The following is a 12,829-nucleotide window of genomic DNA, read 5'->3' as shown; positions in this document are numbered from 1 at the left end:
CGGATTCCCGCGCTCGTGGACGCCAGTGGCGCCTCAACGGTAGAGCGCGTCCACCTCGACCGCGTAGGCGGCCTCGATCGCCTTGCGCTTGAGCTTCAGCGACGGCGTCAGCAGACCCAGTTCCTCGCTGAACGGATGGGCGAGGATCCGGAACGTACGGATCGACTCGGCCTGGGACACCGCCGTGTTCGCGGCCACCACCGCGCGCCGGATCTCCCTCTCCAGATCCTTGTCCCGCACCAGATCGGTGGGTTTGAGCGGGGGCCTGCCCTGAAGGGACAGCCAGTGGTCGACGGCCTCCTGGTCCACGGTCACCAGCGCCGCGATGAACGGCCGGTCGTTGCCGACCACGATGCACTGGGACACCAGCGGATGCGCCCTCACCCGGTCCTCCAGGGCCGTCGGCGAGACACTCTTGCCGCCCGAGGTGACCAGGATGTCCTTCTTCCGTCCGGTGATGGTCAGATAGCCGTCCTCGTCGAGCGAGCCGAGGTCGCCGGTGGCCAGCCAGCCGTCCCGCAGTACGGCGTCGGTGGCCTTGGGGTCGTTGAGATAGCCGGAGAAGATCTGGCCGCCGCTCAGCCACACCTCACCGTCCGCCGCGATATGCACCGACGTGCCGGGGATCGGCCGGCCGACCGTGCCGTAGCGGGTGCGTTCCGGCGGGTTGGCGGTGGCCGCCGCGCAGGACTCGGTGAGCCCGTACCCCTCGTAGACGGTGACGCCCGCGCCCGCGAAGAACAGCCCGAGCCGCCGGTCCATCGCCGAACCGCCCGACATGGCATGCCGTACCCGGCCGCCCATCGCCTCACGGACCTTGCTGTAGACGGCCTTCTCGAAGAACTGGTGCTGTACCCGCAGCGTCGCGGAGGGGCCGGGACCGAGACCGAACGCCCGGTGCTCCAGCGCCTCCGCGTACCGCACCGCCACCTCCACGGCCTTGTCGAAGGGCGCGGCCTTGCCCTCACTCTCGGCCTTGCGGCGCGCCGCGTGGAAGACCTTCTCGAAGACATACGGCACGGCCAGGATGAAGGACGGCCGGAACGTCACCAGATCGGGCAGCAGCGCTCTCGCCTGAAGGACGGGCTGATGGCCCAGCTTCACCCGGCCGCGGATCGCCGCGATCTCGATCATGCGCCCGAAGACATGCGCGAGCGGCAGGAAGAGCAGGGTCGACGTCTCGTCACCCGGCTTGGCGCGGAAGACCGACTCCCAGCGGTGGAGGACCGTGTCCGCCTCGAACATGAAGCAGCCATGGGTGATCACACACCCCTTGGGGCGTCCGGTGGTGCCCGAGGTGTAGATCACCGTGGCCACGGAGTCCGGTGTCACCGCCCTGCGGTGCCGGTGCACCACCTCGTCGTCGATGCCGGCGCCCGCCGCGAACAACTCGCCCACCGCGTCGGTGTCCAGCTGCCAGAGCCGTTTGAGCCTGGGCAGCCGGTCGATGACCGAACCGATGGTCATGGCGTGGTCCTCGTGCTCGACCAGACAGGCCGAGACCTCGGCGTCGGACAGCATCCAGTAGACCTGTTCGGCCGAGGATGTGGGATAGACCGGTACGGACTGCGCGCCGACCGTCCAGAGCGCGAAGTCGAAGAGCGTCCACTCGTAGCGCGTACGGGACATGATCGCGACCCGGTCACCGAACCGTACGCCGTGCGCGAGCAGCCCCTTGGCCAGCCCGAGCACCTCGTCACGGAACGCGGCCGAGGTCATGTCCCGCCAGATCCCCTGCTCGTCCTTGCGGCCGAGCGCGACCCGTCGCGGATCGTCGACGGCATGATCGAACACGGCGTCCGCGAGCCCACCGATGTGGGGGGCGGCCGGCAGAGGGGGGACGGTGAACTCGCGCAATGACTTGCTCCTTGTGGCGCTCCGCACAGCGCGGGTGACGGTACCCCAACGGGTGCTCCCGGGTGAGAGCGTCCACGGAACCGGAACGAAGCCATATCAGCGCAGGTCAGGACCTGATTCCGGACCGCTTTCGCAGGCTCGTGACGGACATCCGACCCTGGAGTAAGTGGTCGGTGGGGGAATCTCCACCGAATCCGTACGCCGCTGTCACGCACGCTCTACCGAGCCGGGCCTTTGGTCCGTACCTGAGGGCCGCGCCGGTGCTCCGCCCGCGGTCAGTTGTCCGCCGCCGGACGGTGCAGCCGGTCACCGCCCGCCAGGATCGCCGCCGCCAGCGCGTCCGCGGCCTCCTGGGTCTCGGACCGGCCGCGGCGCCGGCCGTGGAGCAGGACGAAGTCCACCCTGCCCAGCTCGGGCAGCCCCGCCTTCGCCGGGACCGGGACCAGGCCCGGAGGTATCAGCCCCCGCGTGTGCGCCATGACGCCGAGCCCCGCGCGGGCCGCCGCGATCAGCCCGCTCAGACTGCCGCTTGTACACGCGATGCGCCAGCGCCGGTCGTGCGCCTCCAGCACCTCCAGCGCCCGGGCACGGGTGAGGGCGGGCGGCGGAAAGGCGATCAGCGGGACCGGGCGCTCCGGGTCGAGGCGCAGCTGCGGCGCCCCGATCCAGGCCAGGGTGGACTGCCAGACCAGCTCGCCATGGCGGTCGCCCGTGCGGCGTTTGGCCAGCACCAGATCGAGCCGGCCGTCCGCCAGCTGCTCGTGCAGGATGCCGGAGAGCTCCACGGTCAGCTCCAGGTCGACCTCGGGATGGTCGAGCCGGAATGTCTCCAGGATCTCCGGGAGCCGGGTGAGGACGAAGTCCTCCGAGGCGCCGAATCTGAGCCGGCCGCGCAGCCGGGTGCCGGTGAAGTAGGCCGCCGCCCGGTCGTGGGCCGCCAGGATCGTCCGGGCGAAGCCGAGCATGGCCTCGCCGTCCTCGGTCAGCTCCACGCTGTGGGTGTCCCGGGTGAACAGGAGCCGCCCCGTCGCCTCCTCAAGACGGCGGATGTGCTGGCTCACCGTGGACTGGCGCAGCCCCAGCCGGTGCGCGGCCTGCGTGAAACTCAGGGTCTGGGCCACGGCCAGGAAGGTGCGCAGCTGTCGTGGGTCGTACATACCACCAGGTTAGAGCGTTATCACAAAGCACGATGACAGTCAGAGTGGTATGCGGGATTCCCGATCATGGAGAACAGGGGGAGCATGGGGAGGCACGCGCTGTACCGACAGTCAGTAGTGGAGCACATGAATCGCCGCCTTTCCCCGCGCATCCGGATCCCGTCCTGGCTGCCTGTCGACCCCTACATCCTGGCGCTCATCGCAACCGTCGCCCTCGCCGCGCTGCTGCCGGCCTCCGGGACGCCCGCCGATATCGCGGGCGGGGCCTCGACCGGGGCGGTGGCGCTGCTGTTCTTCCTCTACGGGGCGCGGCTCTCCACCCGCGAGATGGTCGACGGGCTGAAGCACTGGCGGCTCCATCTGACCGTCCTCGCCTGTACGTTCCTGCTCTTCCCGCTGCTCGGGCTGGCCGCGCGAGGACTCGTACCGTTCGTCCTCACCCCCCAGCTCTACAGCGGACTGCTCTTCCTCTGTCTGGTGCCGTCCACGGTCCAGTCGTCCATCGCCTTCACCTCCATGGCCCGGGGCAATGTGGCCGCCGCGATCTGCGCCGGATCGTTCTCCAGCCTCGTCGGCATCGTGATCACCCCCCTGCTCGCGGCGCTGCTGATCGGCGGCGGGACGGCCGGTATCTCCGCCGACTCGCTGTTCAAGATCGTCGCGCAGCTGCTGCTGCCCTTCCTCGCGGGCCAGTTGCTGCGCCGCTGGATCGTCGGCTTCCTCACCCGCCACCGCACGCTGCTCGGTCTGGTCGACCGCGGCTCGGTCCTGCTGGTCGTCTACACCGCGTTCAGCCCGGGCATGGCCGCGGGCATCTGGCACCAGGTGACCCCCGCCAGGCTGGCGGCGCTGCTGGGCGTCGAGGCGTTGCTGCTCGCCGCGATGCTCTCGCTGAGCTGGTACGGCGGCAAGCGCCTGGGCTTCGGGCGCCCGGACCGGATCGCGATCCAGTTCGCCGGATCGAAGAAGAGCCTGGCGGCGGGGCTGCCGATGGCGAGCGTGCTGTTCGGCGCGCAGGCGAGCGTGGCCGTACTGCCGCTGATGCTGTTCCACCAGATGCAGTTGATGGTGTGCGCGGTGATCGCGAAGCGCCGGGCGAAGGCTCCCGAGCCGCCGCGGCAACCGGATGTCCCAGGGCCCAGGAAGCGGCCCGCCTCGACTCGTACGCCCGTCTCCACGCCCGCCGGCGAGTGAGCCGAAGGGGCGCGCCGCTGTCGAAAGGGAGAGCGCGCACAGGCCCCGAGGAACGAGGGGGCGAGCACGGTCGACCGTCGACAGGGGCATCAGGCGCCCCGGAGGCGAACCGAGCCCCAAAGAAAGTAAGAACGGACCCGGCCGACGCAGGGGGCGCTCCCCGCCGGCCGGGCCCAGCTCCGTGCAGCGGGGGTGGTCAGACCCCGGTATGCAGGGCGATCCTCTCGTCCCCCGCGTACACGTTCATGGAGGTGCCGCGGAGGAAGCCGACGAGCGTCAGCCCGGTCTCCGCGGCGAGATCGACGGCGAGCGACGAAGGCGCCGACACCGCCGCCAGCACAGGAATGCCCGCCATCACGGCTTTCTGTGCGAGTTCGAAGGACGCGCGGCCGGAGACGAGCAGGATCGCCCGGGAGAGCGGCAGCAGGTCCTGCCGCAGCGCCCGGCCGACGAGCTTGTCGACCGCGTTGTGCCGGCCGACATCCTCCCGGATGTCCAGCATCTCGCCGTCCTCGGAGAACAGCGCGGCCGCGTGGAGGCCCCCGGTCCGGTCGAAGACCTGCTGGGCCGCTCGCAGCCGGTCGGGGAGGCCGGAGAGCAGCGCGGGTTCGACACGGACCGGGGGAGTGTCACTGATCGGGAACCGCGCCGTGGTCCGTACGGCGTCCAGACTCGCCTTGCCGCACAGTCCGCACGAGGAGGTCGTGTAGACATTGCGCTCCAGCGTGATGTCCGGCACGGGTACCCCCGGCGCCAGCCGTACATCCACCACGTTGTACGTGTTCGAGCCGTCGTCCTTCGCTCCGGCGCAGTACACGATGGACTGGACGTCGGACCCCGCCGCCAGCACCCCTTCGCTGACGAGGAAGCCCGCCGCGAGCGCGAAGTCGTCGCCCGGGGTGCGCATGGTGATGGCGAGGGGCTTGCCGTTCAGCCGGATTTCCAGCGGCTCTTCGGCCACCAGGGTGTCGGGGCGGGTCGAGACGGCTCCGTCCCGGATACGGATGGTGCGGCGGCGCTCGGTGACCCGTCCCATGGTGATCCAGTCCTACTCGTCGGTGCTGCTGTCGGTTGCCGCTGTCAGGGCCGCTGTCAGTGCTGTTGTCAGTGCTGTTGTACGTGCTGGTAGCCGAACCGCCCCTTGATACAGAGGTTTCCGTGGGTCACCGGGTTGTCGTGCGGCGAGGTGACCTTCACGATCTCATTGTCCTGCACGTGCAGTGTCAGATTGCAGCCAACACCGCAGTAGGCGCAGATCGTGGTGGTCTCCGTCTGGGCCTGCTCGTTCCATGTACCGGCCTCCCGCATATCGAACTCCGACTTGAAGCTGAGCGCTCCGGTCGGGCAGACCTCGATGCAGTTGCCGCAGTAGACACAGGCCGAATCGGTGAGCGCGGTGTCGTGCTCGGTGGAGATACGGGCGTCGAACCCGCGGCCCGCGACGGAGATCGCGAAGGAATTCTGCCACTGCTCACCGCACGCGTCGACACACTTGTAGCACTGGATGCACTTGTCGTAGTCGCGGACGTACAGATCGTTGTCGATCTTCGGCTCTTCGTTCAGCCGGGCCGCGTCGGGACCGAAGCGCGCGGGCTTCGCGTCGTACTCCTTGATCCATTCGGCGGCCCTCGGAGTGGTCGAGAGATCGGTCGACGAGGCGAGGAGTTCGAGGACGATCTTTCGGCTGTGCCGGGCGCGCTCGGTGTCCGTACGGACGTCCATGCCCGGCTCCGCGCGGCGCGAGCAGGCGGGCGCCAGCGTACGGGCGCCCTCGACCTCGACGACACACACCCGACAGGCGTTCTTCGGGGTGAGCGTGTCGCCCTCGCAGAGCGTCGGGATGTCCTTGCCGGCCGCCCGGCACGCATCCAGCAGCGTGGATCCCTCGGGTACCCGGGTCTCCTGGCCGTCCAGTGTGAACTCGATCAGCCGGCGCGGCGGCTGAAGCGGTATCGCGGTCACTCGGCACCCCTTGACTCGAAGACGTCCAGACGGTCGATGGCGGACTCGACGGCGCTCCACGCGGTCTGTCCGAGACCGCAGATCGAGGCGTCCTTCATCGCCCGGCCGACCTCGCGCAGCAGCGCGATGTCCCCGGCGGCCTCGGCGCCCGTACGGTCCAGGATCCGGTGCAGGGCCTCCTCCTGCCGTACCGTGCCGACCCGGCAGGGCACACACTGCCCGCACGACTCGTCGCGGAAGAACTCGGCGATGCGGAGCAGCATCCGCGGCAGCCGGACGGTGTCGTCCAGCACCAGCACCACACCGGATCCGAGTGTGGTGCCGGCCGCTCTGGTCCCCTCGAAGGTCAGCGGGATGTCCCGCTCGTCGGGCCGTACGAACCCGCCCGCGGCCCCGCCGAGCAGGATCGCCCGCACCACGCCCGGTGTGCCCGCCAGATCGAGCAGATCGCCCAGCGAGGCGCCGAAGGGCAGTTCGTAGATACCGGGGCGCGACACATTGCCGGAGACACAGAACAGCTTCGGCCCGGTGGACCCTTCGGTGCCGATCGCCGCGTACGCCTGGGCGCCTTCGGTCAGGATCGGCAGCACATTGATCAGTGTCTCGACGTTGTTCTCGGCCGTCGGCTTGCCGAACAGGCCCTGTTCCACGGGGAAGGGCGGCTTGGAACGCGGCTCGCCACGGTAGCCCTCGATGGAGTTGAACAGGGCGGTCTCCTCGCCGCAGATATACGCGCCCGCACCGCGCCGGATCTCGATGTCGAAGGCATATCCCTGGCCGAGGATGTCGTCGCCGAGCAGTCCGCGGGCGCGCGCCTGCTCGATGGCGTTCCGGAGGAGGCGCAGGGCGCGCGGATACTCGCCGCGCAGATAGAGATAGCCGTGGTGCGCGCCGACCGCGTATCCGGCGATGGTCATCGACTCGATCAGGGAGTACGGATCGCCCTCCATGACCACCCGGTCCTTGAAGGTGCCGGGCTCCGACTCGTCGGCGTTGCAGACCAGATAGTGCGGGTGGGCCGGCTGCGAGGCGGTGGCCTGCCACTTGCGGCCGGTGGGGAAGGCCGCGCCGCCGCGACCGACCAGACCGGCGTCGGTGACCTCCCGGATGACACCGGCGGCCCCGATGTCGAAGGCCCGCCGCAGCGCCGCGTAGCCGCCGTGCGCCCGGTAGTCGTCGAGGCTGTACGGGTCGACGACCCCGACGCGGCGGAGCAGCGTCAGCCCCGGCTGCCCGGCCTGCGGTACGGCCATCGAGGCGGCGGGCTCCGCGGGCGCCGCCTCGGGCGCGGCCGTGGCCAGGACGAGCTCCTCGGCGGTGGCGGGGGCGATGACGGCCGTGGCGTACGGCCGGGACGGCGGCTCCGTCGCCCCGGCACCCTCCGCCGCACCCGCCTGGATGAGCAGCGCCGCCGGGGCCCGCTCGCAGAGGCCGAGACAGGGACTCGGCTGCCAGACGGCGCCGGCCGTGGGCGCGCCCGCGGGTGCCAGGCGCTCTTCCAGGCTCGCGCAGAGCGTCTGGGAGCCATGGGCGGCGCAGGCCAGATCGGTGCAGACATGCAGCACCTTCGCGGGGCGGGGTTTGACCGCGAACATCGCGTAGAAGGTGGCCACGCCGTACGCCTCCGCCGGCGGCACCGTGAGCCGTCGGCAGAGGTAGTCAAGCGCGCCCTCGCTGATCCAGCCGACGCGGTCGTTGACCGCGTGCAGCCCCGGCAACAGCAGGTCCCGGCGCGCCCGTGCCTCGCGACCGCCGCGGGCCCAGCGCAGATCCGTGTCCGTACGGTCGTCCGCGCCCTCCCAGGCCGAGGCCGGCGGGCCGAGCAGGGCGTCGACCGCCGCCCGTTCCTCGTCGGTCGGCTTGCTGTCGCCGAAGTGCAGGTCCACTGGGTCTCAGCTCCTTGACGCCGCTGCGGGCAGCTTCTCGATCCGGATCGCCGACGCCTTGAACTCGGCGGTGCCCGCGATCGGGCAATTGGCCTCGATGGTCAGCTGGTTGGTGTCCACCTCATCGGGAAAGTGCATGGTCATGAAGGCCAGTCCGGGACGGAGCCCCGGATCGACCCAGACCGGTGCCTGTACGGTGCCGCGCCGCGACGAGATACGGACCTCCTCGCCGACCGTCACCCCGTACCGCTCGGCGTCCTCCGGGCAGAGCTCGACATACTCGCCGCGCCGCAGCGGTGAGGCGAAACTCCCGCTCTGCACCCCGGTGTTGTACGAGTCGAGCCGACGGCCTGTGGTGAGCCTGATCGGATACTGATCATCCGTCAGATCCACCGGCGGGTCGTGCTTGACCAGACCGAAGGGGGCGAGCCGGCCGCGCTTGGCCGGGTCGGTCTCCCACAACCTGCCGTGCAGATAGGTCGGTTCGAGCTTCTCGGTGTCCGGGCAGGGCCACTGGATGCCCTGGTGCTCTGCCAGCCGCTCATAGGTCATGCCGTAGTGGTCGGGGGAGACCGAGCGCAGCTCGTTCCACACCGACTCCGCGTCCGCGTACTTCCAGGCGTGCCCGAGCCGGCCGGCCAGTTCGCAGATGATGTCGATGTCCTCACGCGCCTCGCCCGGCGGCTCGACGGCCTTGCGCACCCGCTGCACCCGGCGCTCGCTGTTGGTGGTGGTGCCGTCCGTCTCCGCCCAGGCGGCGGTGGCGGGCAGCACCACATCGGCGAGTTCGGCGGTCTTGGTGAGGAAGATGTCCTGCACCACGAGACAGTCGAGCCGCTTCATCCGCTCCACGGCCTGCTCGCTGTCGGCCTCGGACTGGGCGGGGTTCTCACCGATGCAGTAGACCGCCTTGAGCTCGCCGGTCTCCATCGCCTCGAACATGTCCGTGAGATTGAGCCCGTAGTGCGGCTGGATGACGGTGTCCCACGCGGTCTCGAACTTCCGCCTGACATCGGGTTCCAGGATGTCCTGGAAGCCGGGCAGCCGGTTGGGGATGGCGCCCATGTCGCCGCCGCCCTGCACATTGTTCTGGCCGCGCAGCGGCTGCACGCCCGAGCCGTACCGGCCGACATGCCCAGTGAGCAGGGAGAGATTGATCAGCGCCCGTACGTTGTCGGTGCCGTTGTGGTGCTCGGTGATGCCCAGCGTCCAGCACAACTGGGCCCGTTCGGCGCGGGCGTAGGCGTGTGCGAGCTCGCGGATCGCCTCGGCCGGTACGCCGGTCACCTGCTCGGCCACCGAGAGCGTCCACGGCTCGACCTCGGCGGCGTACTCCTCGAACCCGGTGGTGGCGCGCTCGATGAACGAGCGGTTGTGCAGCCCCGCGTGGATGATCTCGCGGCCGACCGCGTGGGCCAGCGGGATGTCCGTACCGACGTTCAGTCCGAGCCAGCTCTCGGCCCATTCGGCGGTGGAGGTGCGGCGGGGGTCGACGGCGTACATCCGCGCGCCGTTCCTGATACCCCGCAGCACATGCTGGAAGAAGATCGGGTGCGCGAAGCGAGCGTTGGAGCCCCACATCACGATCAGATCCGTGTGGTCGACCTCCCCGTACGAGGAGGTGCCGCCGCCGGATCCGAAGACGGCGGAGAGGCCGGCCACACTCGGCGCGTGACAGGTCCTGTTGCAGGAGTCCACGTTGTTGGTGCCCATCACCACACGGGCGAACTTCTGGGCCACATAGTTCATCTCATTGGTGGCGCGGGCGCAGGAGAACATCCCGAACGCGCCGTGTGCGGCGCGCAGGCCCTCCGCCGCGCGGTCCAGCGCCTCGTCCCAGGTCGCCCTGCGGAGGGGGCCGCCCTTCTCGTCCCGCACCAGGGGGTGGGTGATGCGGGCATACGTTTTCGGCGTTCGGTCTCGCTTCTTCACGCTGCGCTCTCCTTTGGGAGTGATGGCCGCGCCCCATTGCATACAGTATCCCGGTGGCGGGTACGCGGGGGAACCCCGGTGCGGGGATTTGACGCGTACCCGCCCCCTCCAGGGATCGGTGACGAGTGGTCAGGCCGCCGCGGTCACACCGCGCGCCAGCAGATCGGAGATCGCGTCCACCGTGCGGAGCGTCGGCACCGGAACGTCACTGATCGTGGCGAGTTCCACGACAGCGGCGAGCAGGACATCCAGCTCCAGCGGCTTGCCCTTCTCCAGGTCCTGGAGAGTGGATGTCCGGTGGTCACCGACCCGTTCCGCCCCCGCCAGCCGCCGTTCAACGGATATGTCGGGACGGCAGCCCAGCGCCTCGGCGACCCGCAGGGCCTCCGACATCATCAGTTCGATGACCTCGCGGGTGGAGCGGTGCAGGCACATCTCCCGCATGGTGGCGCGGGTGAGGGCGCTGATCGGATTGAACGAGATATTGCCGAGAAGCTTGATCCAGATGTCCTCGCGCAACTCGGCCTCGACGGGACATTTGAGACCTCCCGTCCGCATGGCATCGCTGAATTCCAGACACCTCGCGGAGACCGAGCGATCGGGTTCGCCGATCGAGAACCGGGTGCCTTCGAGATGCCGGACGACGCCCGGTCCCTCCAGCTCCGTCGCCGCGTACACCACACACCCGATCGCACGTTCGGGTGGGAGTACGGCGCTGACCGAGCCGCCCGGGTCGACGCTCTCGACCCGCCGGCCGTCATGCGGACCGCCGTGGCCGTGGAAGTACCACCAGGGGATGCCGTTCTGAGCGGCGATGACCGCCGTACTGTCCTTGAGCAGAGGCGTCACCAGCGGCCCGCACGCCGCGTAGGAGTTGGCCTTCAGCCCGAGGAACACATAGTCGACCGGACCGATGTCCTCCGGCCGGTCGGTGGCGTGCACCCGTGCGGTGAAGTCACCGCGTGGGCTGAGCACCCGGACTCCGTGCTGCCGCATGGCCGACAAATGCGGGCCACGGGCGATGAGATGGACGTCGGCGCCCGCTCGGTCGAGCGCGGCTCCGACATAGGCGCCGATCGCTCCGGCGCCGACAACTGCGACTTTCACTGTGGGGCTCTCCGTTCGGTTTGAGGGAGACCGAGGGAAGGGTCACACTCCGCTCGCTGCTTTCTGTGCTGTTGATCACACTTCGCGTTGACGATATATTGTCTACAGTATGTAGTTCTGGTCGACAAGGCTCCGGAAAGGTATGCAGTCGGCAAACTCCGCTGCGGATCTTCCCAAGAGGGTTGATCGGTTCTTAGAGTCGCGACCATGACGCCACCACTAGCGCCCGCCGGCTGGAGCCGCTGGCTGGTGCCCCCCGCAGCGTTGTCGGTGCATCTGTCGATCGGCCAGGCCTACGCCTGGAGCGTGTTCAAGCCACCGCTCGAATCGGCACTCGGTCTCTCCGGCACCGCGAGCGCGCTCCCATTCCAGCTGGGCATCGTCATGCTCGGCCTGTCCGCGGCCTTCGGCGGCACCCTCGTCGAACGCAAGGGGCCGCGCTGGGCGATGACCGTCGCTCTGTGCTGTTTCTCCTCGGGCTTTCTGCTCGCCGCGCTCGGCGCTGTCACCGAGCAGTACTGGCTGATCGTCTTCGGCTATGGCTTCGTCGGCGGTATCGGCCTGGGCATCGGCTATATCTCGCCCGTCTCCACCCTGATCAAGTGGTTCCCCGACCGGCCGGGCATGGCCACCGGCATCGCCATCATGGGCTTCGGCGGTGGCGCGCTCATCGCCTCGCCGTGGTCCGCGCAGATGCTGGACTCGTTCGGCGCGCGGAGCAAGGGGATCGCGCTCGCGTTCCTGGTGCACGGGCTGGTGTACGCGGTGTTCATGGCGCTCGGTGTCCTGCTCATCCGGGTACCTCCGCCCGGCTACCGGCAGGGCGGGGACGGCGGGGCACGGCCGGCCGCCGCCGCGGCGAAGCCCGCGGCGACCGCGCTGATCTCCACCGCGCAGGTGTCCGCCAAGTCCGCCGTGCGCACCCCGCAGTTCTGGTGTCTCTGGGTCGTCCTGTGCATGAATGTGACCGCGGGGATCGGCATCCTGGAGAAGGCCGCCCCGATGATCACCGACTTCTTCGCGGAGACCGACGCGCCCGTCAGCGTCTCGGCCGCCGCCGGTTTCGTGGCGCTGCTCTCCGCCGCCAATATGGCGGGCCGGATCGGCTGGTCCTCCACCTCGGACCTGATCGGCCGGAAGAACATGTACCGCGTCTACCTCGGCGTCGGCGCGGTGATGTATCTGCTGATCGCCCGGTTCGGCGACTCCTCCAAGCCGCTGTTCGTCCTCTGCGCGCTGGTGATCCTGTCCTTCTACGGAGGCGGTTTCGCCACGATCCCCGCCTATCTCAAGGACCTCTTCGGCACCTATCAGGTGGGCGCCATCCATGGCCGGCTGCTCACCGCCTGGTCCACCGCCGGTGTGCTCGGCCCGCTGATCGTCAACCGGGTCGCCGACAGCCAGGAAGCGGCGGGCAGGAGCGGATCCGGCCTGTACGGTCTCTCGTTCACCATCATGATCGGGCTGCTGGTCATCGGTTTCGTCGCCAATGAACTGGTCAGGCCCGTCCACCCGCGCCACCACGTCCCCGCCCCCAGGGAGGCCGCCGATGACCATGTCACCACCGAACAGCACCATGCGGCCTGAGCCCCGGCGTACCGGTCTGATCGTCTTCGCCTGGCTTTGGGTCGGGATCCCCCTCGCGTACGGTGTGTATGAGCTGGTACTGAAGGCGGCCCAGCTTTTCACCGGATGATATGGACTCTCCAAGCGGCGCGGCCGAATCCTGTTGGT

The 12,829-nt window shown here is 69.4% G+C and carries 9 protein-coding genes; 2 read left to right on the top strand and 7 right to left on the bottom strand.

The genetic code is table 11. The features are described from left to right. Positions 1-33: 33 nt before the first annotated feature. Together AB0M67_RS01120 and AB0M67_RS01115 are read right to left on the bottom strand one after the other, a co-directional pair. On the bottom strand, positions 34-1,857 hold the full coding sequence (locus AB0M67_RS01120; protein ID WP_365741226.1) for an AMP-binding protein: 1,824 nt from the start codon (positions 1,855-1,857) through the stop codon (positions 34-36). Between the two features lie 275 nt (positions 1,858-2,132). Next, on the bottom strand, positions 2,133-3,014 hold the full coding sequence (locus tag AB0M67_RS01115; RefSeq protein ID WP_365741224.1) for a LysR substrate-binding domain-containing protein: 882 nt from the start codon (positions 3,012-3,014) through the stop codon (positions 2,133-2,135). A 126-nt stretch (positions 3,015-3,140) separates the two neighbouring features. On the opposite strand from AB0M67_RS01115, the gene AB0M67_RS01110 reads away from it, so the two are divergent. Next, positions 3,141-4,208, top strand: a complete 1,068-nt coding sequence (locus tag AB0M67_RS01110; protein WP_365741222.1) for a bile acid:sodium symporter family protein — start codon at positions 3,141-3,143, stop codon at positions 4,206-4,208. A gap of 196 nt (positions 4,209-4,404) precedes the next feature. Here the strand turns inward: AB0M67_RS01110 and fdhD are convergent, their stop codons facing one another. The 5 genes from fdhD to AB0M67_RS01085 all read right to left on the bottom strand — a co-directional run bounded on the left by fdhD (position 4,405) and on the right by AB0M67_RS01085 (position 11,095). Continuing rightward, positions 4,405-5,244, bottom strand: a complete 840-nt coding sequence (gene fdhD, locus AB0M67_RS01105) for a formate dehydrogenase accessory sulfurtransferase FdhD (RefSeq protein ID WP_365741220.1) — start codon at positions 5,242-5,244, stop codon at positions 4,405-4,407. A 68-nt stretch (positions 5,245-5,312) separates the two neighbouring features. Continuing rightward, the gene (locus AB0M67_RS01100) at positions 5,313-6,170 is read right to left on the bottom strand and encodes a 2Fe-2S iron-sulfur cluster-binding protein (protein WP_365741218.1); all 858 of its coding nucleotides are present in this window, start codon (positions 6,168-6,170) and stop codon (positions 5,313-5,315) included. Beyond that, positions 6,167-8,056, bottom strand: a complete 1,890-nt coding sequence (locus AB0M67_RS01095; RefSeq protein ID WP_365741216.1) for an NAD(P)H-dependent oxidoreductase subunit E — start codon at positions 8,054-8,056, stop codon at positions 6,167-6,169. Before AB0M67_RS01095 ends, AB0M67_RS01100 begins: the two co-directional genes overlap by 4 nt. A gap of 6 nt (positions 8,057-8,062) precedes the next feature. Further along, a complete protein-coding gene (locus AB0M67_RS01090) occupies positions 8,063-9,988 on the bottom strand; it encodes a molybdopterin-dependent oxidoreductase (protein ID WP_365741214.1) in 1,926 nt (641 codons plus the stop codon). 129 nt (positions 9,989-10,117) lie between these two features. After that, positions 10,118-11,095 (bottom strand): 2-dehydropantoate 2-reductase, encoded by a 978-nt coding sequence (locus tag AB0M67_RS01085; RefSeq protein WP_365741212.1) that lies wholly within the window; start codon positions 11,093-11,095, stop codon positions 10,118-10,120. 207 nt (positions 11,096-11,302) lie between these two features. Here AB0M67_RS01085 and AB0M67_RS01080 point away from each other — a divergent pair, with 207 nt between their 5' ends. After that, the gene (locus tag AB0M67_RS01080) at positions 11,303-12,682 is read left to right on the top strand and encodes an OFA family MFS transporter (RefSeq protein WP_365741209.1); all 1,380 of its coding nucleotides are present in this window, start codon (positions 11,303-11,305) and stop codon (positions 12,680-12,682) included. The last annotated feature ends 147 nt before the right edge of the window (positions 12,683-12,829 follow it).

The organism is Streptomyces sp. NPDC051662 (assembly GCF_040681655.1).
In the GTDB taxonomy this organism is placed as follows: Bacteria; Actinomycetota; Actinomycetes; order Streptomycetales; family Streptomycetaceae; genus Streptomyces.
Note: the sequence above shows the minus strand (reverse complement) of the source record. Positions and strands in the feature narration are given on the sequence as shown.